This window comes from Massilia sp. ST3 (assembly GCF_018119405.1).
Lineage (GTDB): Bacteria > Pseudomonadota > Gammaproteobacteria > Burkholderiales > Burkholderiaceae_D > Telluria.
In genome coordinates, this window is sequence record NZ_JAGPWC010000008.1 from 54,590 (window position 1) to 77,120 (window position 22,531).

At 69.0% G+C, this 22,531-nt stretch carries 17 protein-coding genes; 9 read left to right on the top strand and 8 right to left on the bottom strand.

Annotated elements, in window-relative coordinates:
• The first annotated feature begins 54 nt into the window (after positions 1-54).
• Both KBW98_RS04415 and KBW98_RS04420 read left to right on the top strand, forming a co-directional pair.
• Entirely contained in the window at positions 55-819 is a 765-nt protein-coding gene (locus KBW98_RS04415) for a hypothetical protein (RefSeq protein WP_211518918.1), read from the top strand.
• Positions 816-1,550, top strand: a complete 735-nt coding sequence (locus KBW98_RS04420; protein ID WP_211518919.1) for a hypothetical protein — start codon at positions 816-818, stop codon at positions 1,548-1,550. The genes KBW98_RS04415 and KBW98_RS04420 overlap by 4 nt, the downstream gene beginning before the upstream one ends.
• On the opposite strand, the gene KBW98_RS04425 is transcribed toward KBW98_RS04420, so the two are convergent.
• From KBW98_RS04425 to KBW98_RS04440, 4 genes are all read right to left on the bottom strand, one after another.
• On the bottom strand, positions 1,438-2,517 hold the full coding sequence (locus KBW98_RS04425; protein ID WP_211518920.1) for a LacI family DNA-binding transcriptional regulator: 1,080 nt from the start codon (positions 2,515-2,517) through the stop codon (positions 1,438-1,440). The genes KBW98_RS04420 and KBW98_RS04425 overlap by 113 nt on opposite strands.
• A gap of 31 nt (positions 2,518-2,548) precedes the next feature.
• Entirely contained in the window at positions 2,549-3,994 is a 1,446-nt protein-coding gene (locus KBW98_RS04430) for a glycoside hydrolase family 30 beta sandwich domain-containing protein (RefSeq protein ID WP_229428971.1), read from the bottom strand.
• A gap of 11 nt (positions 3,995-4,005) precedes the next feature.
• Positions 4,006-6,717 (bottom strand): TonB-dependent receptor, encoded by a 2,712-nt coding sequence (locus KBW98_RS04435; protein ID WP_211518921.1) that lies wholly within the window; start codon positions 6,715-6,717, stop codon positions 4,006-4,008.
• 263 nt (positions 6,718-6,980) lie between these two features.
• Complete coding sequence (locus KBW98_RS04440) at positions 6,981-8,408, bottom strand: glycoside hydrolase family 30 beta sandwich domain-containing protein (RefSeq protein WP_211518922.1); 1,428 nt, start codon at positions 8,406-8,408, stop codon at positions 6,981-6,983.
• Between the two features lie 393 nt (positions 8,409-8,801).
• On the opposite strand from KBW98_RS04440, the gene zwf reads away from it, so the two are divergent.
• On the top strand, positions 8,802-10,268 hold the full coding sequence (gene zwf / locus KBW98_RS04445; protein WP_211518923.1) for a glucose-6-phosphate dehydrogenase: 1,467 nt from the start codon (positions 8,802-8,804) through the stop codon (positions 10,266-10,268).
• Here zwf and KBW98_RS04450 read toward each other — a convergent pair whose 3' ends face one another.
• Both KBW98_RS04450 and KBW98_RS04455 read right to left on the bottom strand, forming a co-directional pair.
• Positions 10,269-11,498: a PAS domain-containing sensor histidine kinase gene (locus tag KBW98_RS04450; RefSeq protein ID WP_211518924.1), complete on the bottom strand. Its 1,230-nt coding sequence runs from the start codon at positions 11,496-11,498 to the stop codon at positions 10,269-10,271. It lies immediately after the preceding gene.
• Entirely contained in the window at positions 11,488-12,828 is a 1,341-nt protein-coding gene (locus KBW98_RS04455) for a sigma-54 dependent transcriptional regulator (RefSeq protein WP_211518925.1), read from the bottom strand. The genes KBW98_RS04450 and KBW98_RS04455 overlap by 11 nt, the downstream gene beginning before the upstream one ends.
• Before the next feature lie 211 nt (positions 12,829-13,039).
• Here KBW98_RS04455 and KBW98_RS04460 point away from each other — a divergent pair, with 211 nt between their 5' ends.
• The 4 genes from KBW98_RS04460 (at position 13,040) to KBW98_RS04475 (ending at position 18,618) form a co-directional block, all read left to right on the top strand.
• Positions 13,040-14,323 carry an efflux RND transporter periplasmic adaptor subunit gene (locus tag KBW98_RS04460; RefSeq protein WP_229428972.1) on the top strand — a complete coding sequence of 428 codons (1,284 nt, stop codon included), beginning with the start codon at positions 13,040-13,042 and terminating at the stop codon, positions 14,321-14,323.
• 36 nt (positions 14,324-14,359) lie between these two features.
• Positions 14,360-15,040: an ABC transporter ATP-binding protein gene (locus KBW98_RS04465; protein WP_211518926.1), complete on the top strand. Its 681-nt coding sequence runs from the start codon at positions 14,360-14,362 to the stop codon at positions 15,038-15,040.
• Positions 15,041-15,050: 10 nt separating this feature from the next.
• Complete coding sequence (locus KBW98_RS04470; RefSeq protein WP_211518927.1) at positions 15,051-17,468, top strand: ABC transporter permease; 2,418 nt, start codon at positions 15,051-15,053, stop codon at positions 17,466-17,468.
• Between the two features lie 154 nt (positions 17,469-17,622).
• Positions 17,623-18,618, top strand: a complete 996-nt coding sequence (locus KBW98_RS04475) for an MBL fold metallo-hydrolase (protein ID WP_211518928.1) — start codon at positions 17,623-17,625, stop codon at positions 18,616-18,618.
• Here KBW98_RS04475 and KBW98_RS04480 read toward each other — a convergent pair.
• Positions 18,569-18,934, bottom strand: a complete 366-nt coding sequence (locus KBW98_RS04480; RefSeq protein WP_211518929.1) for a DUF2784 domain-containing protein — start codon at positions 18,932-18,934, stop codon at positions 18,569-18,571. The two genes, KBW98_RS04475 and KBW98_RS04480, sit on opposite strands and share 50 nt — an antisense overlap.
• Before the next feature lie 155 nt (positions 18,935-19,089).
• Between KBW98_RS04480 and KBW98_RS04485 the strand changes: the two genes are divergently transcribed.
• On the top strand, positions 19,090-20,202 hold the full coding sequence (locus KBW98_RS04485; RefSeq protein WP_229428973.1) for an alpha/beta hydrolase: 1,113 nt from the start codon (positions 19,090-19,092) through the stop codon (positions 20,200-20,202).
• Between the two features lie 246 nt (positions 20,203-20,448).
• On the opposite strand, the gene KBW98_RS04490 is transcribed toward KBW98_RS04485, so the two are convergent.
• The gene (locus KBW98_RS04490) at positions 20,449-21,381 is read right to left on the bottom strand and encodes an NAD(P)-dependent oxidoreductase (protein ID WP_211518930.1); all 933 of its coding nucleotides are present in this window, start codon (positions 21,379-21,381) and stop codon (positions 20,449-20,451) included.
• Positions 21,382-21,494: 113 nt separating this feature from the next.
• Here KBW98_RS04490 and KBW98_RS04495 point away from each other — a divergent pair, with 113 nt between their 5' ends.
• Entirely contained in the window at positions 21,495-22,523 is a 1,029-nt protein-coding gene (locus KBW98_RS04495; protein WP_211518931.1) for a sugar kinase, read from the top strand.
• The last annotated feature ends 8 nt before the right edge of the window (positions 22,524-22,531 follow it).

The window sequence follows — 22,531 nt, forward strand, 5'->3', positions numbered from 1 at the left end:
CCGCGCGCGTTCGCCGGACAATCGGGCAAGGACCACTTCCTTGCCGGGGTTGCCATGAAGACTGCGCTTGCCGCGATACTCCTCACGCTTTCCAGCCTGGCCGCACCGGATTCCCGGGCGCAATCCAGTCCACCCGCGCAGTCCACGGCGACACCGCAGCTTTCCTTCTCGATCACCAACAGCCAGCTGACCCTGCGCTCGCTCGACGGCGGCGCACTCCCGCTGCAATTGTCCGAGCAGCGCCAGCACCTGCTGGTGCGCTCCTACGGCGACAACGAAGGCGAGCACCTCGACAGCTATCCCGATCCGGGCAAGCCGGTCAGCGTCGAGGCATCCTACGGCGACGGTTTCTCGCGCATCGAGATCGCGCACATCTTCGGCGACGTGAGCGCGACCGTCGCCGCCGATACCACAAAGGACGCCAGCTTCAACGACATCGTCTGGGGCAGCGGCGCCACCTTCACCCTGCCCGCCCGCTCCTTCCTGACCATGGTCGCCTGGGTCAGCATCGACAGCGAGGCGGCTTGGGACAGCAACTACGCCGCCTTCGAACGCGGGCTGATCGCGGGCACGGAAGGCGCCACCGGGGAACGCTTCATCCTGGACGGCTCCCGCGCGACCAGCCAGTACTTCCTCACCGCCCTCAATCCCCTCGACGAGGCCGCGACCTTCTACTATTACTCGAACCTGTACGCCAACGCCTACAGCGTGACGCCGGTGCCCGAACCCGCCGGCTCGGCCATGCTGGCCGCCGGGCTGGCCGCAGGCCTGGCGCTGAGAACGGCGTCGCGGACGCGCCAGCACGGGAGACGGACATGAAACGCGCACTCGCTGCATGTGCGCTGGCGGCCGCCAGCAGCGGCGCATGGAGCCAGGATGCGGGCATCGTCTTTACCCTGAGCAACGTCCATGTCAGCCTGCGTTCGATGGATGGCATGGAGCTGCCCCTGGCGGTGTCCGGCCAGCGCCAGACACTGAGCGCGCGCGCCTACAGCGCCACCGGAGAACACGCAGAACGGCTCGACCTCGACGAGGAAGTGGCCGGAGCGGGCGTATCGGTCGGGCACGAGACCGCGTTTGTCCAGGTCGCCGTCGAGGGCACCCTTGGCGGGGCGCGCGGCGTCGCCACCTTCGCGGAGCCTTCGGTGGACTGGGTCAGCAGCGAGTTCGCCTGGGGCAGCTACGGCAGCGTTACCCTGCCCGCCAACTCCGTGCTCACCATCGCCGCCTGGGCCACGGTGCGCAACGACGGCGCCGAGGAAAACCGCATCAGCTTCGAGCAGGCGCTGGTCGCCGCCACCGAAGGCGCCTTCGGCGAGCGCTACGAGCTGCGGGCTGCGGACGCGTCCAGCCAGTACTTCATTTCGGCGATCAACCCGCTCGACACCGAAGCCACCTTCCACTACTACACCGAGCTGGCGGGCTACGCGTTTTCGGTCAGCCCGGTGCCCGAGCCTTCCGCCTGGGCGATGCTGGCGGGCGGGCTGCTTCTGCTGGGCTGGGCACGCCCGCGCCCAGCGGGCCGAGGGATGCCCGCACCGTCACACTGACCGGGAAGCTGCGCGCTACCTGCCGCCGGCCGCCGTCGCACAGGTTGAGCAGCGCGGCCACGCCGTTGTGGGTCATCTCGCGCCAGGGAATGCGCACCGACGTCAGGCGCGGCGCCGAGAACGCCGCGCTGGGCGCGTCGTCGTAGCCGATCACCGACACGTCGCGCGGGACGTGGATGCCCACTTCATGGAAGCAGGACATGGCGCCCAGCGCCATCTCGTCGTTGGCGCAGAACAGCGCGGTGAAGCGCGTGTTCGAGGCCAGCAGCTCGTGCGCCGCCGACCAGCCGCCGGCTGCCGAGAAGTCGCGCTCGGCCACCCACATGCCGGCCGTCCCGATACCTGCGTCTTCCAGCTCGCGCATGAAGCCCTCGATACGGTCGACGTTGTCCTGCACCTTCCAGGGGCCGGCGATGACCGCGAACTCGCGGTGCCCCTGCTCGAGCAGCGCGCGCGCCGCCAGGCGCCCGCCCAGCACGTGGTCGACCGTGAAGCACTGGTCCGGGATGCTGTCGAAGGCGTAGTTGAGGGCGACCATGCGTTCACGGATTGCGCCGAACAGGGCCAGGTCTTCTTCGCGCAGGGGGCTGGTCAGCACGAGCACGCCGTCGCAGCCGCGCTCGACCAGCAGGCTCACGCCATCGATCGCCTCCTGCCGGGCTTCGCCCTTGCCCGCGCCGAAGGCGATCATCATGTGCAGGCCGGCAGCGCGCAGCTCGGCGTCGACGATCTTGAGGATCGCCGTGTAGAAGGTCCCCGAGAGCATGGGAATATACACGCCGATCATGCGCGAACTCCCGTACAGCAGCGAGCGCGCGGCATGCGAAGGCCGGTAGCCCAGCGCCTCGACAGCCTGCTTGACCCGTTCCAGCTTGGCGGCCGACACCGAGCCCTTGCCGCGCACCACGCGCGAGGCGGTTCCCAGTCCCACCCCGGCCAGGCGGGCTACGTCCTTGATCGTCGGCACAGGCCTTCCTCGTCCATGGATTGCGTTGTGATTAACGTAACACAGTCTGGATCGCGCGGGCCGGAATCTCGACCGCCGTTTCCATTCCGTCGACCATCAGCCGGTAGCGCTGCGCCTGGGCCGTCCTGTTCATAACGACGATGGCGAGCGAGCCGTCCGGGTTGCGGAAGGCCACGGTGTCGAGCGTGCTGCGGCTGGCGGTGGCGTTGACGCGGCGCGCCTTCGGCTTGATGTAGCGCGTGAAGTGGCCCATGTAGGCATAGCTCGGTGTGTACACCAGCTTGCCGTCCTCGCTCGCATGCAGCAGCGCGAAGCAGAAGTTGCCCACGTGGTTGGGGCCGCCCCGGCCGTCGAGCAGCATGTTCCAGTCGATCCAGCCGGCCGCGCCGGCGTTCAGGTCGGCCATGATCTCGCTGCCGTAGCGCTCGCCGTTGGCCCAGTCCTGCAGGCGCGCCGGATCGAAGCGCTCCACCGTGGCCTCGGTCATCAACAGGGGCACGTCCGGGTAGGCGGCGTGCACGGCCGCCACGTTGCGGTGCATCGGCTGGCCCTTGGCCCAGGTCTCGTACCAGTGGAAGCCGATGCCCCACACATAGGGGCGCGCCTTGGGGTCGTTCAGGATGTGGGCCGCGCGCTGGGGCAGCAGGTCGCGGTTGTGGTCCCAGACGATGATCTTCTTGTCCTTCAGGCCCGCGCGCGCCAGCGCCGGGCCGAGATGGTCGCCGAGGAAGCGGGTTTCCTCCTCGGCGGTGTAGATCATCGACTCCCAGGTCTGCTTGGCCATCGGCTCGTTCTGCACCGAGAGCCCCCACAGCGGGATGCCCGCCTTTTCGTAGGCCTGGACGAAGCGCACGATGTAGCCGGCCCACAGGTCGCGGTTTTCAGGCAGCAGGCTGCCGCCCTGCAGCATGTTGTTGTTGGACTTCATCCAGGCCGGCGCGCTCCAGGGACTGGCGAACACGCGCATGTCGGTGCCATGGCCCTTGGCGGCGGCCAGCGACTGGCGCAGCAGCGGCAGGCGGTGGCGCTCGTCGTGCTCGATGCTGAACGAGGCCAGCGAACGGTCGCCATCCTTCACATAGGTATAGCTGCCGCTGCTGAAGTCCGAGCTGTGGATGGTGGTGCGCAGCACGTTGTAGCCCAGGCCTTCGCGCGGGTCGAAATAGGCCTTGAGGTATTCGCGCTGGGCCGCGGGTGTCAGCTTGGCGTACACCTCGGCCACCGCGTCGGTCACCGCGCCGCCGAAGCCGAACACCTCCTGGAAGCGCTGGCGCGTGTCGACGAAGACCGCGGTCTCGGTTTCCAGCGGCTGCCCGGCCGGGCGCGCCGCGCCCAGGGACTGCGCGGCGAACCGCTGGCCGCTTCCCTGCGCCGTCGTCACCACATGCCAGGTGGCGCCGGGCGCCGCCTGGGCGCCCAGTACCGTCATCAGTGCGGCGCCACACACCATGCGCATCGTCTGTCGTTTCGTCGTCATCCGGTCTCCTGTTACAGTTTGTAGTTGACGCCGAACAGCACCTGGCGGCCGTAGGTCGTGTAGCGTTCTGGGGCGTAGGCGCCGCTGGCGAAGGCGCTGCCCTGCTTGGTCTGGTAAGGCTCGTTGCCCAGGTTGTTCACCTGCAGCAGGAAGGACAGGTTCTTGTACGGGCCGTCCTGGAATTCGTAGCCCAGCTGGACGTCGACCTGCTTCTCCGCCAGGATCTCGCTGAAGGCGCGCTGGGCGAACAGGCCGGTGACCTCGCCGCGGAAGGCCGAGCGGTAGCGCTGGGCCACGCGCGCCGAGAAACCGTGCTTCTCGTAGAACACGGTCAGGTTGGCGACCACGCCCGACAGGCCGGGCAGCTTCTCGGTGGTGCCGGGACCGTTGGGGCTGATCGAACTCTCGGTGCCCGAGGCGCTGGCCTGCACGCCGAAGCCATCCAGGCGCTCCCACAGCATGCCGAACTGCAGGGCCGCGGTCAGCTCGATGCCGCGCACGAAGCCGCCCTGGCCGTTGGCCGGCTGGTTGATCGTGCCGATGTTCGTCAGCGGCACCACGGCGCTGGAATTCGGGAAGCCGGTGAAATCGAAGGGACGCTGCTGGTTGTAGATGTAGCTCTTCAGGTCCTTGAAGAAGTAGGCGGCCGAGAGGTAGCTGCCCTTTCCCAGGTAGTGCTCGAGCGACAGATCGAAGGAATTCGCGCGCCAGGGTTCGAGCTGCGGGTTGCCGCCATTGCCGTTCCACATGCGGGTGGTCGCGTCCACGCCCGCCGACACGCCGGCGCGCATGTCCGACATGCGCGGCCGCGCCACGGTCTTGGCCGCGCCCAGGCGCAGGTAGGTATCGTGCAGGTAGTTGCCGAGGTCGAAGTTCAGGTTCAAGCTGGGGAGCACGTCGTGGTAACTGTGGCCGTCGCGCAGGGGCGTGATCACGTTGCCGCTGACCGCCTTGCCCTCGGCCTGCTGGTCCACGTGCACGTACTGCACGCCCAGGTTGCCGCGCAGCGGCACGGGGCCCAGGTCGGTGTCGATGCCCAGGCGCAGGTAACCGATGCTCTGCTTCTCGGTCACCGCCCAGTCCTGCTGGGCGACGTCGGTGTCGACCGGGCGCTTGTCGTAAAACTGGTCGAGCGCGGCGCGCGGGTCGAAGCTCAGCACACCCGGGATCCCGGCCCAGGACAGCGAAGTAATCGGCTGGATGATGTTGGCCGGGACGGTGGTGAGAGCACGGTTGTTCTTCAGCCAGTAGGTCTGGGACACATCCTCGTGCGACTTGTCGCGCTTGGAATAGCTCAGGCCCGCCTGCAGGTCGCGGAAGAAACCATCGAGTTCGCCGCGCAGGTTCACCTTGGCCGCGCCCAGGCGGTCTTCCACGCGCGGGTGGTGCATGGTGGCGTCGTGGCCCCAGCCGCCGACATCGGTCAGCTTGACGATGCCGGGGTTGGTGAAATCGATGCTGGGGGTGAACTGCGGCAGGCCGGCGCCGACCGGAATGCGGAACTGGAAGTCGTTGTCGGTGACGCCAGAGCCGGCCGGGCCCAGGCCGGCGTAGGTCTCGGAGGTGGTCTCGCGGCGCTTGGCCGAGGACCAGGACAGGTCGCCGTCCGCCGTCCAGCGCGGGTTGAGACGCACCTTGGTGTTCCAGCCGGCGGCGGCCATCTCGTCGCGCCGCTCGTTGTAGTCGTTGCGCACGATGGGCTCGAGGTTGACCAGGCTGCCGCCCGTCAGCAAGCGCACGCCGCCGATGGTTTCGATCTGCGGGTTGCGGTAGGTGACGGCACTCCACTGGTGCGAGTTCCACATCATGCCGCGCATGATCTCTTCCTGGTCGAACTGCGAATAGTACAGGTCCAGGGTCGAGCGCACGTCGCGGCCCGGCTTCCAGTCGATCACGGCCATCAGGCCGTCGCGCACCTGCTTGCGCGAGGTCGAGGTCACTTCCGCGCCCTTGAGCGCCACCACGTCCTCGTTCCCGGCCGGCAGGTTGTTCTGGTCGCCCCACCACCAGGACTTGTATTCCTTCTGCTGGCCCGGCGAATCGAGGTGGGCGTAGCCGATGGCCAGGCCCAGCGTATTGTTCAAATACTGGTCGATGTAGGAGACCGACAGGCGCTTGCCCCTGATCGACCAGCCGCTGTTCAGTTCTCCGTTGCCGTTATGCTCGCCGCGCACATTGAAGGCGATGGTGCGTCCCTTGCGGTCGAGCGGACGCACGGTGCGCAGGTCGATGGTGCCGGACAGGCCGGCCGCGGTCATGTTGGCGTCCGGCGTCTTGTAGACGGTCACGCCGCTGAGCAGCTCGGACGGGTACTGGTCGAATTCGGCGCTGCGGTCGTTGCTGGTGCTGGTCTGCTCGCGGCCGTTGAGCAGGGTGACGCCGAAGTCCGGCGCCAGGCCGCGCAGCGAGATCACCTGGGCGCGGCCGGCCACGCGTTGCGCGGTCAGTCCCGGCAGGCGCGCGATCGATTCGGCGATCGAGACGTCCGGCAGCTTGCCGATGTCCTCGGCGGTGATGGCCTCGACGATGGAATCGGATTCCTTCTTGATCGCGATCGAGCTTTCGATACTGCCGCGGATGCCGGTCACGACGACTTGGGCGGGGGTCTCTTCTCCCCGCTGCGCCTGCTCCTGGGCCTGCACCGCCGCGCTCCACAACAGCAGCGCGCAGGCGGCAGCGATGGGGGTGACGGCGAATGCGCCGGTCTTGCCAAAACGAGTCATATCGGTCTCCAGTGTTTTTATAATAAAAGAATTTGGAAACGTTGCCAATCTGCGGCCAAAATAATTGGCAACGGCTCCAGCCAGAGTGCGGCAGGAGCGTTGCCAACTACTTGCCGTCCTCATGAAACGGCCGACGGTTCCGTTGACATTGGAAACGTTGCCAATTTAGGACAGAGGATTGGAAACGTTGCCAAACATGCGGTCACATTATGGTCTTGCTGTAAATGCATTGTCAATCCAATTGTGAATACGCCGCCCCGTCCTTATCGCTTGCCGTTCCAGCTGAAGGTGGCGACACTGTTGGCCGGCAGCATATAGCGGAAGCCCTGCTTGCCCACGCGGACCGAGAAGTCGCGCGCCTCCTTGCCGCCGTTGGTGACGATCAGCGCCATCGACCCGTCGCGGTTGCGGAAGGCGACGTTGGCCAACTCCCCCGCCGCCTCGCTCGAAGCAACGCGGTGCGCGCCCGGCTTGACGAAGCGGCTGGCGTGGGCCAGTGCGTAGTACTCGACGTTGCGCGTCACCTCACCGGTGCGCGAATCGATGGTCACCACGCCGCGGCAGTCGTTGCAGCCGCCCAGGTGCGGGCCGTCCTTCTCGTCCAGGGCCAGGTTCCACAGCAGCACGCCGCGCGCCCAGCCGCGCGTCGTGTCGATCACCAGGGTGCGGGTAAAGAACATCAGGTTCTTCGCCCAGTCCGGCGACCAGCGGCCGCCCGAACACTCGGTGAACCAGGTGTCCTTGTCCGGGAACTTCGCATGCACCTGGGCCTGTACGGCCACGTTGCCCGCGTAGCAGTGCCAGGCCACGCCGCTCACGTACTTCGCCGCCGCCGCGTCGCCCAGCACGGCGCTGGGCGAATCCGGCTCGTCCCAGTTATGGTCCCAGTCGAACACCGTGGTCCCGGGGTGCTCGCGCGCCAGCAGCGGGCCCAGGTGCCCCCCGATGAAGGCCGCGCGGCTGGGCGGATCGACACGCATGCCGGGGTAGTTGTCCGGTTCGAAGTGCGGCTCGTTCTGCAGGGTCAGTGCGAAGATGGGCACGCCCTCCGCCTGCATCGCCTTGAGGTAGCGGCCCAGGTAGCGGGCGAAGGCGCCGTAGGCTTGGGGCTTCAGCGCCCCCTTGACCAGGCTGTCGCTGGTCTTCATCCAGCCAGGCGCGCTCCAGGGCGAGGCCATCACCTTCAGTTGCGGATTGATCGCCAGCGCCCGCTGCACGGTCGGCAGCACGGTGGCGCGCTGGGGATCGATCGAGAAACGCTTGAGTTCCGGATCCTGCTCGCCCGGAGGCATGTCGTCGAAGCTGTAGTGGCTCTGCGAAAAGTCCGATGCGCCGATGGTCAGGCGCGTCAACGACAGGCCGAGGCCAGGATCGCGCCCGAACAGCTCGCGCAGCAGGGCTTCGCGCTGCGCCGGGTTCATGCGCTGCTGGATCAGCCAGGCCGAGGCGTCCGTGATCGAGGCGCCGAAACCCTGGATCTCCTGGTAGCGCCTGGATGGGTCGATCTCGATCACGGTCCCGGCGGCGCTCACCTTGCCAAGGCGTGCATCCGCGTCCCGCGCCAGCAGCTTGCTTTGGTCCCCGGTGGTGACCCAGGCCTGGACCGCACCCTCGGCCGCGGCGTGGGAAAGCCAGCCGCCCAGCAGCGTCGCCAGCACGGCGCGGCGCAGTACTGCCCTTGTGGTTTGCATCGTCGGTGTCTCCTTTTGGTGGGATGAATGAAGTTGGAAACGTTGCCAATTCAATATACCATGCTCCCTGGCACGAAAACACGGCATGACCGAAAAAGCTTCCTTTCCCCTCCCGCACACCAATCGGCTACAACGGTTATCATTTACGAATGATTGATTAGGTTGAAAGCTGACTGCGGACATGAGCACATCCGGGCAGATTGACCTGCTACCCCTTCCCTGCGCCTCCGGCCGGCCACAAGCCCCTTGCCACGAGCGCGCTCGCCACTGCCTTCCTGCTACCGTGTGCAGGACGCCGCAGGGGATGACATCCGGCTCCGCCGGCCCGGCGGCGCGGCGCTTCTTGCGCCCTGCGCGGCGGGCGACCATTTAACTCTTTACTGCACACACGAAATGAATCCCTCGACTGAGATTGAAAACGGCCTCCCCCTCGACATGGTGATCTTCGGCGGCATGGGCGACCTGGCGATGCGCAAGCTGCTGCCCGCGCTCTACATGGCCTACCTTCATGGCAACCTGCCGGCCACGACCCGCATCCTGTCCACCGGCCGCCAGGACTTCGACCGCGAGACCTACCTCGCCCACGTCGGGGAGCATTCGCGTTCCTTCATCAGCGAGAACAATTTCAACGAGAAGACCTGGGACGGCTTCCTCAAGCTGCTCGAGTACGTGCGCCTGGACGTGCAGGCGGCGCCGGACTTCGGCGTCCTGGCCCAGGCCTCGCGCGCCGGCGCCCAGCGCGTGTTCTACCTGTCGACCGCGCCCTCGCTGTTCACCACCATCTGCGACAAGCTCGCCGCCGCCGGCCTGGTCGACGGGCAGTCGCGCGTGGTGCTGGAAAAGCCGCTCGGCCACGACCTGCCCTCGGCGATCGAGATCAACGAAGCGGTCGGCAAGCACTTCGCCGAATCGCAGATCTATCGCATCGATCACTACCTGGGCAAGGAGACCGTGCAGAACCTGATGGTGCTGCGCTTCGGGAACTCGATCCTGGAACCGCTGTGGCGCGCACCGAACATCTCGAGCGTGCAGATCACGGTGGCCGAGGAAATCGGCGTGGGCAGCCGCGCTGGCTTCTACGACGGCACCGGCGCCATGCGCGACATGCTGCAGAATCACCTGTTGCAGCTGCTGTGCATCGTGGCCATGGAGCCGCCCACCTCGCTCAACGCCGACGCGGTGCGCGACGAAAAGCTGAAGGTGCTGCGCTCGCTGCGCCGCCTGACCCTGGCCGACATCGCCCGCGACACCGTGCGCGGCCAGTACAGCCACGGCGTCAGCGGCAACCAGGAGGTGCCTGGCTACCACGAAGAAAAGAACGTCCCGGCGGACAGCAAGACCGAGACCTTCGTCGCCCTGCGCGCCCACATCGACACCTGGCGCTGGTCCAAGGTGCCCTTCTACCTGCGCACCGGCAAGCGCATGCAGCGCCGCTCGTCCAAGATCGTGGTCGAGTTCGCCAACCCGCCCTTCCCGCTATTCCCGGACGCGCCGGGCGGCGTCGCCAACCGCCTCGTCATCGAGCTCCAGCCAGAGGAAGCGATCAAGCTGCAGATCATGGCCAAGCAGCCGGGCAGCGGCATGCAGATGCAGCAGGTCACGCTCAACCTCGACCTGCAGTCGGCCTTCCAGCAGCGCCGCGCCGAAGCCTACGAGCGCCTCCTGATCGACGTGGTGCGCGGCCGCCTGACCCACTTCATGCGCCGCGACGAGCTGGAAGCCGCCTGGTCCTGGGCCGATCCGATCATCGAAGGCTGGGGCACCCTGGGCGAGAAGCCGCATCCGTACGCGGCCGGTTCCTGGGGGCCGGCGGAATCCTTCGCGCTGCTGGCGCGCGACGGCTTCGCCTGGGTGGAATAACTAGAAGCTAATGACGAAACGCGCGCCCTTGCCGACCGGCCGGGCGTAGCGCACGGTGCCGCCGTTGGCGTGCACCAGGTGGCGGACCATCGCCAGGCCGATGCCGCCGCCCTGCTTCTTGGTGGTGAAGAAGGGCGTGAAGATGTGGGCGGCCACGTCTCCGGGCACACCCGGCCCGTCATCCGCCACCTCGATCCGCAAGCGCGCGCCGCGCACCAGGCGCGCGCTCACCCGCGCGCCCGCCTTGTCGATACCGGCGGTCGCCTCGAAGGCGTTCTTCAGCAGGTTGATCAAGGCCTGCTCCAGCTGGCCGGGGTCGGCCACCAGCTCCATCGAGCCCGGCTCCACCGAAAACACCACCTCGCCGCCGCGCGCCCGCCACAGCGGATTCACCAGGGCCGCCACCCGCTCGAACATCTCCGCGATGCGGATGCGCTCGGGATGCGCCTCCGGCACGTTGGACAGGCTGCGGTAGCTCGCCACGAAAGCCACCAGGCTGTCGGCGCGGCGCCGGATCGCATCCAGGGCCGTGCCCAGGTCGGCGCTGGTGTCCGGGTCGAGTCCTTCGGCTTCGCGCACCAGCTCATAGGCGGTGTGCGAGAGCGAGGCCACCGGCGTCAGCGAATTCATGATCTCGTGGGTCAGCACGTGGACCAGCTGGCGCCAGGCGTTCAGCGCTTCGGCTTCCAGCTCGCTTTCCACCGGCATCAGGGCCGCCAGGCGCTGCGGCTTGCCCTGCAGGGCCACCGAGGCCAGCGCGACCAGGGCGCGCTCGCCGCCGCGCTCGGTCTCGAACTGCAGGGTGGCGCGCCTTTCGGTGGGCTGGGCCGCCAGCTCCGCATACAGCCCGGCCGGATCGGTGGCGCGCCCCGGCGCCACCAGCTTGCGCGCCATCGCATTCAGCGGCGCCACGGCGCCCGCACCCGCCGCTCCCTCGATGCGGAACAGCGCGATAGGCGCGAACTCCAGGCGCGCTTCTAGCGCCAGGGCGTTGTCGACCAGGCTTTGCTGCTCGATGTTCAGGGCGCCGTAGCCGGTGACCGTGTCGGCCACGCGCGGAGCTTCGAGGCGGCGCAAACAGCCCCACAGCAGCATCAGGCAGGGCAGCACGCCGAGCAGGCACAGGACCGCGAGGCGCGCCGAATCGCGCAAGACACCGGCGCTCCAGGTCAGCAGGCCCACGCCGGCGACCGCAAGCAGGACGCCCGCCCGCAGGCGCCTAGATGCCATGCTTGCCCAGCTTGCGGTAGAGCGCCGCCCGGCTCAGGCCCAGCATGCGCGCCGCCAGGCTGATGTTGCCGTTGGCCTTGTCCAGGGCCGCGGCGATGGTGTCGCGCTCCAGGGCGCCCAGCTTGAAGCTGTCGTCCGGCGCCGGCTCCGTGGCGGCAAGGGCAATCGGAGCAGGTACGGCCAGGCCGAAGTCCTCGAAACGGTATTCCGGCTGGCCGGCCAGGATCACGGCGCGCTCGCAGGCATGGCGCAAGGCGCGCACATTGCCGGGCCAGGACCAGGCGCACAGGCGCTCCATCGCATTCGGCGCCAGCTCGCGCACCGGGCGCTGGTACTGGGTCTCGTACAGCGACAGGTAGTGATGCAGCAGGCCGGGAATGTCGTCGCGCCGCTCGCGCAGCGGCGGCACGCGGATCACGATGGTGTTCAGGCGGAACAGCAGGTCGGGCCGGAACACCGCCGGGTCGAACAGGCGCGCCTCGTCCAGGTTGGTGGCGCTGACGATGCGCACGTCGATCGCCTCGGCGCGGTCGGCGCCGACTGGGGTCACTTCGCGCCGCTCGAGGGCCGTCAGGAGCTTGGCCTGGGCCGGCAAGGGCATGTTGCCGATCTCGTCGAGGAACAGGCTGCCGCCGCGCGCAGCCTGGAAGCGTCCGGCGCGGTCGGCCTTGGCGTCGGTGAAGGAACCGCGCCTGTGACCGAACAACTCGCTCTCGAAGGTCGATTCCGGCAGCGCGCCCATGTCCACCGCCAGGAAGGTGGCGCCGGCGCGGCGCGAGGCCTGGTGGATGGCGCGCGCGACCAGTTCCTTGCCGACGCCGTTCTCGCCCAGCACCATCACGTTGGCCTCGGTCGGCGCGACGCTGGCGATCATGGCCTTCACCTCGCGCATGGCGGCCGAGTCGCCCATCAGGCTGGAGGCGCCGGGCGCGCTGCTCGCCGCGCGCCGCGCCAGGGCGCCGTCGACGGCGGCCACCAGGCGCGCGTTGTCCCAGGGCTTGGTAATGAAGTCGCTGGCGCCGCGCTTCAGGGCTTCCACCGCCAGCGGCACGTCCGCGTAGGCGGTCAGGGCGATCACGGCGGGAGGGCGCGGCAGCGCACGCAGGCGATCCAGCACGCTCAGGCCCTCGGCGCCGTCGATGCGGCCCGGGGTGAAGTTCAGGTCGAGCAGCACCACGTCCGGCGTGCGCGTCCCCAGCAGCGCCTCCAGCCCGGCCGGGTCGTCCAGGGTCTCGACCGCGCCGTGGCGGCGGCGCAGCAGCATCTGCGCCGCGCAGGCGACGTCGTGGTCGTCGTCGAGGATCAGGATGTGGGCGGTGGAATCGGCCATCTGGCTGAGAGTGCGGGAACGGGATTGCCATTCTAGCAGCGCCCCGGCGCGCCGGGGACAGGCGGCGGACGCCTGTCCGGAAGCGCACACCTCCACCTGTCCGGATCCGGACACTTTAGCTGTGCCCAGTACGGGAAAACGCGAAAACATGGCCGAAAAGGCACTGGCACGGAGCTTGCAGATACAAAGGCATTTCGTTTCGAGAGCCAGCATGGACCGCATTCCCCCACACGCAGTCACCGGCGCCGCCATGGACACCGTCGTGCCCAGGCGCCGCGGCCGACTGGCCCTGCGCATCGGCCTCATGGCCGCAGCACTCGCCGTGCTTGCCTGGGCCGCCTGGCAGCTGATGCCGCACGGACTGCAGGTGGCGCGCCAGGACCTGCGCATCGCCCGCGCCGTCAGTGGCGTCTACCGCGACGACATCGTCGTGCGCGCCACCGCCGAGCCGCTCAACTCCATCATCCTCGACTCGGTCGAGTCGGGGCGGGTCGAGGAAGTCTTCGTCCAGGACGGCCACCCGGTGAAGAAGGGCCAGTTGCTGTTCCGCCTGTCCAATCCGCAGCGCAACCTGGAACTGCTGGAGCGCCAGGCCGAGCATGCGCAACAGATCTCCAACCTGGCCACCTTGCGCGTAGCCCACGAGGCCGGGCGCACCGACCACCAGCGCCGCATCGCCGACCTCGAGTTCGCGCTGGATCAGGCCCGCAAGCAGTACGCCCGCAACAGCCGCCTGGCCGCCCAGGGTTTCATCTCCTCGGTCGCGCTGGAGGAGTCGAGCGACAAGCTGGCCCAGCAGCAGCGCGCCCTTCAGGTCGAACGCGACAGCATCGCCACCGAGGAGCGCGTCCGCCAGCAAGGGCTGCAGCAGATGGAGACCGCGATCCGCGGCCTGCAGTCTGGCCTGCAGCTGGTGGACGCCACGGTCGACGCGCTGGCCGTGCGCGCGCCCAGCGACGGCGTGCTGACCGACTTCCGCCTGCAGGTGGGCGAGACCGTGCGCCCCGACCAGCACATCGGCCGCATCGACGATCCCAAGCGCTTCAAGCTCACCGTGCTGATCGACGAGTTCTACCTGAGCCGGGTGTCGGCCGGGCTCCAGGGCAGCGTCAGCCAGGGAGAAACCTCCTATCCGATCAAGGTGCGCACCGTCTTCCCGCAGATCCGCGAAGGCCGCTTCACCGCCGAACTGGTGTTCACCGGCGCCCAGCCGGAGGTGATCAGCCCGGGCCAGAGCCTGGACGCGCGCCTGACCCTGGGCCAGCCCGCCCCGGCCCTGATGCTGCCGACCGGCGCCTGGCTGGGCGACAGCGGCGGCGCCTGGGCCTTCGTGCTCGCCCCTGGCGGCGGCGAGGCCAGGCGCCAGCCGCTGCGCCTGGGCCGCCGCAACAACAGCCAGGTCGAGGTGCTGTCCGGCCTGAAGGCAGGCGACCAGGTCATCACCTCGAGCTATGCGGCCTTCGGCAAGGCCGAGCTGCTGGAATTGAATCCCTAAACAACATCGCCAACCCAAGAAGACAAAGGAAGCACCATGCTCAAACTTTCAGGCGTCAGCAAGATCCACGTCGCGGGCGAGGTCCAGACCACCGCCCTGGACCGCATCGACCTCGACATCGCCGCCGGCGAATACGTCGCCATCACCGGCCCTTCGGGCTGCGGCAAGTCCACCCTGCTGAGCGTGCTCGGCCTGCTCGACGTGCCGACCGAGGGCGCCTACTGGTTCGAGGGCCAGAACGTGGCCGGCTGGAGCGAGTCGAAACTCAATGAATTGCGGCGTGGCCGCGTGGGCTTCATCTTCCAGAGCTTTAACCTGATCGAGGAGCTGAGCGTCTTCGAGAACGTCGAGCTGGCCCTGGAGTACACCGGCACCCCGGCCGCCGAACGGCGCCAGCGCGTGAGCGCAATGCTGGAGCGCCTGGGCGTGGCCCACCGCGCGGCGCACCGGCCGTCGCAGCTCTCGGGCGGCCAGCAGCAGCGGGTGGCGATCGCGCGCGCCCTGGTGGCGCGGCCGGCCATGCTGCTGGCTGACGAGCCGACCGGCAACCTGGATACCGCCCACGGCGACGAAGTGATGCGCCTGCTGCGGTCCATCAACGCCGAGGGCACGACCGTGGTCATGGTCACCCACTCACCGGCGCACGCGGCCCAGGCCTCGCGCACCCTGCACCTGCTCGACGGCCGCGTGGTGGTCGACGCGCTGCAGGCCGCCTGAGGAGAGCCGCATGAACCTGCGTGATTTCCGCATCGGCTGGCGCCTGCTGGTCAAGGAACCGGCCTATTCCGCGGTGGTGATCCTGGGCCTGGCCGTGGGCTTCGCCGCCTGCTTCCTGCTGCTCGGCTACGTGGCCCATTCGCTGTCCTACGACCGCCACATCCCGGAACGCGGCCAGATCTACCGCCTGATGCAGCACTGGAACCACCCGACCGCCTCCAGCAGCCACTGGAGCAATTCCAGCAGCCTGCCGGCGCGCGACGCGGTCGTCCAGAGTGGCGTGCCGGTCCTGGCCTCCACCTTCATCGAGCGCAATATCGACGTGCGCGTGGGGAACCAGGTGCAGACCATCAGCCTGACCGTGGTCGACCCGGCCTTCGAGCAGATCTTCAAGCCGCCTGTCGTCGCCGGCAAGCTGGCCGACGCGCTGGCCCGGCCGGACACCTTCGCCCTTACCCGCGAGACCGCCGTCAAGCTGTTCGGCAGCGAGGACGCGGTCGGCAAGACGGTGCAGGTGGCGGGGCGGCCCTACCGCATCGCCGCCGTGCTCGAGGACCAGCCGGCCGCCACCACCCTGCCCTACGCGGCCCTGGCCGGCATCCGCACCGCGGTCTGGAACGAGGAATACCGGCGCCTGGTCACCACCAACTGGGGCTCCTCGCACGGCCCGGTCTACGTCAAGCTGCCGACCGGCGCCGACGCCGCGCCGGTGCTCGATTCGGTGCGCCGCGCCATGCTGGCCTCCAGCTTCTACCAGCGCCAGACGCCCGACCAGATCGCGGCCCTGAACGGCCAGGACATGATCAGCTTCCGCCTGGGGCCACTGCCCGATGCCTACCTCGACCCGAGCGTGGAAGACGGCGGCAAGCGCCACGGGAACCGCAAGACCATCTTCGGCCTGGCCGCGGTGGCCCTGCTGATCCTGGTGCTGGCCGCCACCAACTACGTCAACCTGGCCACCGTGCGCACCCTGCGCCGCCAGCGCGAGATCGCGGTGCGCAAGGTACTGGGCGCGGGCGCCGGCGCCGTCAGCCGCCAGTTCCTGGCCGAGTCGGTGCTGGTGTGCCTGATCGCCACCGCGATCGGCCTGCTGCTGGCCTGGCTGCTGCTGCCGGTGTTCGCCGACCTGGTGCAGCGCGAGCTGGACCGCATGTTCACGCCGCTCTCGGTCGGCCTGAGCCTGGCGACCGGCGTGCTGCTGGGCGTGCTGGCCGGCGCCTACCCGACCTTCTCCGCGCTCAAGGTGCTGCCGACCGCCGCCCTGCAGGGGCGCGGCAATAGCGAGACCGTGGGCGGCCTACGCCTGCGCCGCGTGCTGACGGTGCTGCAGTTCGCCACCGCCATGGGCCTGACCGGCATGACCCTGGCCGTGGCCTGGCAGACGCGCTACGCTTCCAGCCTCGATCCGGGCTTCGATCCGGCGCCGCTGCTGGTCCTGACGGCATCCGAGGACATGCGCGACGCCAAGGTGCGCGCTTTCCGCGACGCCCTGCTGCGCGTTCCCGGCGTCACCGGCGTGGCCGAGAGCGACGCCCCGGTCACCGTCAACCGCAACAGCACCGCGCTGCGCCGCGACGGCGGCGAGGCGGTCGAGATCAGCACCCTCTACGTAAGCCCCGAGTTCTTCGACGTCTACGGCCTGAAGCGGGTCGCGGGCCGGCTCTACGACCCGGGACGCGACAAGGCCGAGGACGAGGACAAGATCGTGATCAACGAGGCCGGGGCGCGCCGCTTCGGCTTCGCCAGCGCCCAGGACGCGGTCGGCAAGTACGTGCGCCAGCCGGACGGCTCGGGCACGCCGATGCAGGTGATCGGCGTGGCGCCCGACATCCGCCACCGCTCGGCGCGCGAAGCGATGCAGGCCACGGTCTACTTCCTCGAAACCCGCACCCCGGTGTTCAGCGTACGCACCGAGGACGGGGGTGCGCGCCAGGAAGACGTCAAGCGCGCCATCGAGGAGTTGTGGCCGCGCCATTTCCCGAACGACGTGCTGGAGGTCCAGCGCGCCGCCGGCATGTTCGCCCTCAACTACGCGGACGACCTGCGCCTGGCCAAGCTGCTGGGCGCCTCGAGCGTGATCGCGACCGCCATTGCCGCCTTCGGCATCTATGTGCTGGCCGCCTACAGCGTGCAGCGCAAGGCGCGCGAGATCGTGCTGCGCAAGCTGTACGGCGCCGGCAAGGGCGCGGTCGCCGGCCTGGTCGGCAGGGAGTTCGCGGCCCTGCTGGGCGTGGGCGCCCTGATCGGCCTCCCTGCCGCCTGGCTCGCGATCGAACGCTACCTGGCCGGCTTCACCGAGCGCGCGCCGATCGGCGCCTGGACCGTCGCCGCGGCGCTGCTGGTCGCCTGCCTGGTGGCCCTGGGCTCCACCGCGCGCCACGCGCTGGCGGCGATGCGTATCCGGCCGGCGCTGGCCTTGCGCGAGTAAGGAGGGTTGACGCCGGTTGCGTCGGCAATCAAACGGGAGCAGTATGGTTGCCGGCAGTTCCGTTGATCGCGGAAGCTGTCCCAGGGCCGGCGCTTGTGCGCCGGTCGCGTTTTGCGGAGACGACGCCATGCCGGTAGTAATAAGATCCAGGTCCTTGAAACTGAGCTTCGCCGCCCTCTGCCTCGCCGGCTGCGGCCTCATGCAGGACGGCTGGCATTCCCCGGTGCCGGCACTCCAGCACGACCCGGCGGCGCCCGCCGCACCGGGCATCACTGCACAGTGGTTCGGCGTCAGCACCTTGCACCTGGGCGACGGCGAGACCACGATCCTGATCGACGGCTTCCTGTCGCGTCCGCACTGGCTGCCGGCCGCGCTGCTGCCCCTGAAGACCGATGAGGAGCTGGTCAGGACCACCCTGCACGCCCACGGCCTGCGCAAGGTCGACGCGCTGCTGGTGGCGCACTCCCATTACGACCATGCCCTGGACGCACCTTTCGTGGCGTCCGCGACCGGCGCCGTGCTGGTCGGCTCGGCCTCGACCGCAGCGATCGCCCAGGGAGCCGGCCTGGGTGCGAGACGGGTGTGCCAGGTCGAGGGCGGCGACTGGATCCGGGTCGGCAAGTTCGACATCAGGATCATCGCCACGCCGCACATCGCCACCTTGCTCGACGGCGAAGTCGCGTCCCCCTTCGCGCGGCGCTCGCGCATCTATCACTACCGGCTCGGCGACAATTTCTCTTTCCTGGTGCGCCATCCGCTCGGTTCCATCCTGGTCGTTCCCAGCGCCGCCACCAAAATGGGCATGTTCAGGGACGTGCGGGCCGACATCGTGTTCCTGAGCATCGCGCAGCTCGGCAAGCGCAGTCCCGCGGAGATCGGGGAATTCTGGCGCGAGGCGGTCAGGGACAGAGGGGCCTTCCTGGTCATTCCTGTCCACTGGGACAATTTCACCCGCCCCCTCGACCGGCCGCCGCGGCCCTTCCCCTGGCCCATCGACCGGGTCGACAGCGCCCTGGAAGAACTGCAGCCAGGCCGCCGCCACGCCGGGTGTCGCGCTCAGGATGATGCCGGTGGCCCAGGCCGTGCGCCTGCCCGCGCGCTCAGCGAGCCCGGCCCCGCCGCAGGATCCAGGCATACAGCCCAATATTGATCCCGAGCACCGCCGCTGCGAGGACATACTGCGTGCCGCGCCCGAGTCCGGCGGGATAGATGAGTGACAGCAGGTAGTGCTCGATAAAGCCGCCGCTGTAGCCGGCCTCTCCGGCCAGGCGGCGCAGCGCGATTTCCAGGTAGGTGAGCGGGCACACCGCGCCCGTCGCCTCGATGCCGAAACCCCATACCGCGGCCAGCAGGTGCGCGGGCATCAGGCCGCGGCGGCGCGCCACCAGCAGGGCGCCGAACACGACGAACAGGATGAAGCCGAGGTGCAGCAGCAGGACTGCGTCGGCCAGGATACGGTAAAACATGGCTGCAATGGGATGGGAGGCGCCGTGCTTCCCATGCTAGCGCGTTCCGGGCCGCCCCGCCCGTTTGGCGCAGCGCAATCGTTCGATACGCGCACGGTTGGAAGCGCGGGCCGGTTGGCGTAAAGTCATGTGGTTCTGAACCCGACGAGGCCGCCATGCACATGAACGAGTGGACTAGCAGCAACTGGAACGCCCTGAGCCTGTTCGGGGCCCAGGCCTTCAAGCAGATGGACCGCACGCGGCAGGCGCGCGGCAAGATGCTGGACCGCGCCGGCTACGGCCCACAGGAAACGCCGTCCATCGTTCTCCACAGCGAGCCGGGCCTCAGCCTGCTGCGCTACGGCGAACGCAAGGACGGGCCGACGGGACCGGCGGTGCTGCTGGTGCCGGCGCCGATCAAGCGCTCCTACATCTGGGACCTGGCGCCCCAGGTCAGCGTCGTGCGGCGCTGGCTGGAGCACGGCTACCGGGTCTACCTGGCGCAGTGGCTGCCAGTATCCGACGAGCATCGCCACTTCGGACTCGACGACTACGGCGACCGCCTGCTGGGCGTGTGCCGCGCGCACATCGCCGCCGACAGCGGCGAGGAACGCATGGCGATCGCGGGGCATTCGCTGGGCGGCATCCTGGCCGCGATCTACAGCGGCCTGCATCCCGACCACCTGAGCGCCACCGTCCTGCTGGAGTCGCCGCTGCACGTCGAGGCGAAGTCCTGCTGCTTCAATCCCCTGGTCCGCGCCACGCCGCACGCGCGCCAGATCGCCGACACCTTTGGCCAGGTGCCGGGCGTCTTCCTCAACATGATGAGCGCCATGGCCGAGCCGCAGGCCTTCCAGTACGAACGGATGCTGGACCGCTTCCTGTCGCTGGCGAATCCCGCTGCGCTGGCCAACCACATGCGGGTGGAACGCTGGACCCACGACGAGTTCGCGCTGCCGGGCCGGCTGTTTACGGAAATCGTCGAGGAGATCTATCGCCATGACGCCCTCATGCAGGGCCGCCTCGAGATCGGCGGACGGCGCATCGGCCCGGGCGACCTGCGCGCGCCGCTCGCCTGCGTGGCCGACCCGCGCAGCAAGCTGATCCCGCTGGAGGCCATGGCGCCCTTCCACGCGGCGGCGGGCAGCGAACGCAAGCTGATGCTGCACTACGAGGGGGATGTGGGCGTCAACCTGCAGCACGTGGGGGTGCTGGTGGGGGCGAATGCGCATGCGCGGATCTGGCCGCGGATTTTTGCGTGGCTGGATGCGAATGCGGTGACGGGCTGAACTTGGGACTTTAGGTCCCGGCCTTTGCCCATTGCAGTCTCCGATACTCTCACCTGCCTCTAAATCGTCATTCCCGCGTAGGCGGGAACCCAAGTTTGCGTGAGTAGCCACAATGGGCGCTGACTGCCCGCAACGAACTTGGATTCCCGCCTTCGCGGGAATGACGGTTTTGCGGCTAGGTGAAAGTGAGCGGCAAACGATATTTGCACGAAGCGCTTCCCATGCAAATATCCTCTGCAAACCACCCTAGACCGGGGTTAGCAACGGCCTTCCGTCGAAATGGGCCACCAGGTTGTCCACCGCCAGCCGCCCCATCGCGCGGCGCGCCTCGACGGTGAAGCTGCCCACGTGCGGCGTCAGCACCACCTGGTCGAGCGTGCGCAATGCGTCCGGTACCTCGGGCTCGTGTTCGAACACGTCCAGTCCCGCCGCGCCCAGGCGTCCTTCCCGCAGGGCCGCCACCAGCGCGGCCTCGTCGACCACCGAACCGCGCGCGATGTTCACCAGGGTGCCTTCCGGCCCGAGCGCGTCGAGTACGGCCGCGTCGACCATGCGCATGGTCTCGGCGCCGCCCGGTGTGCACAGCACCAGCATGTCGCTTTCCTGCGCCAGCGCCAGCAGGGAGTCGCTGCGCCTGTCCGGCCTGGGTCCGGCGCTGCGCTGGTGGTAGCGGATCTGCAGCCCGAAGGCTTCCAGGCGTGCGGCCACGGCCTGCCCGATGCGGCCGAAGCCCACGATACCCGCCACCTTGCCCTTCAGGCTGCGCGCCTGCGGCAGCGGCGCTTTACCGGGCCAGGCGCCTGCGCGCACGTAGCGGTCCAGCTGGGGCAGCCTGCGCACCGCCGCCAACAGCAGCAGCACCGCCAGGTCGGCCACGTCGTCGGTGAGCACGTCGGGCGTATTCGTGAGATGGACGCCACGCGCGGCCAGGGCGGCCAGGGGCACCGCGTCCACACCCGCGCCATGCACGGACACCAGCTCCAGCGCCGGCAGGCGCGCCAGCAGCGCGGCGGGCAGGCCGATGCCGCCGGTGGTCAGCACGGCGCGCAGCCGGTCCGCGCAGGCGTCCAGTTCCTGTTCGCCCAGCTGGGCATGGAAATGGCAGTGGAAGTGCTGCTCGAGCAGGTTGAGCACCTCGGCGGGCCATACGCTGCCGAGGACAAGGATCTCCGGTTTCATCTCGTCGGGCGCGCTGCGCCGGTCGTTGTCGTAGGCCGAGTATGCCAGATGGGAGGAGCCGCCGCAGGCCGCCCTCGACTATACTGGCCGGCACCGCATCCACCTGGAGTTCCATGTCCGCACCTCTACCCGGTCGCATCGTCTGCTTCGGCGAAATGCTGCTGCGCCTGTCGCCGCCCGCGGGACGCCTGCTGGCCCAAGCCTCCACCCTGGACCTGTGCACCGGCGGCGCCGAGGCCAACGTCGCCGTCTCGCTCGCCCGCCTCGGCCACGCCACGGCGATGGTAACGACGCTGCCGGACAGCGCGCCCGGACAGATCGCCGTCGACGCGCTGCGCACGCACGGGGTCGACGTGGGCGGCGTGCGGCGCGAACCCGGCCGCATGGGCCTGTACTTCCTGACGCCTGGCGCGGTGCTGCGTCCCTCCGAGATCGTCTACGACCGCGCCGGATCGAGCTTCGCCTGCGCCGATCCGGCCGGCTACGACTGGAACGCGCTGCTGGCGGGCGCCGCCTGGCTGCACGTGTCCGGCATCTCGCCCGCGGTCGGCGCAGCGCCGGCCCGGGCGGTAGCGGAGGCGATGCGCAGCGCGCGTGCGCTGGGTGTGCGCGTGTCCTTCGACGGCAACTACCGCGCTTCGCTCTGGGCCGCGCGCGGCGAGGACGGCGCCGGCGTCCTGCGCGCCCTGATGGCGCGGGCGGATCTCGCCTTCGCCAACGGCCGCGACTTCGCCCTGCTGCTGGGCCGGCCGGAACTCGCGCAGCCGGAACGCGAAGACGAAGCGGTGGCCGCCGCCTTCGCCGCCTTTCCCCATCTGGGCCACATCGCCTTCACCCGGCGCCGCGAACTGAGCGTGCAGCAGCACGAGCTGCGCGCCTGCCTGCGCACGCGCGACGCGTCAGGCGGGGCCGCCGAGGCCGGCCCCTACCATCTGCACGAGATCGTGGACCGCATCGGCACCGGCGACGCATTCGCGGCCGGCATCCTCGACGGCCTGCTGCGCGGAGAGGGCCCGGCCGCCGTCGCCGGTTTCGGCCTGGCGGCCGCGGTGGCCAAGCACTCGATCGCCGGCGACTTCAACCTGGCGTCGCGCGAGCAGATCGCCATGGTTGCCGCTGGTGCGCTGTCGGTGCGCCGCTAGTCAGAGGG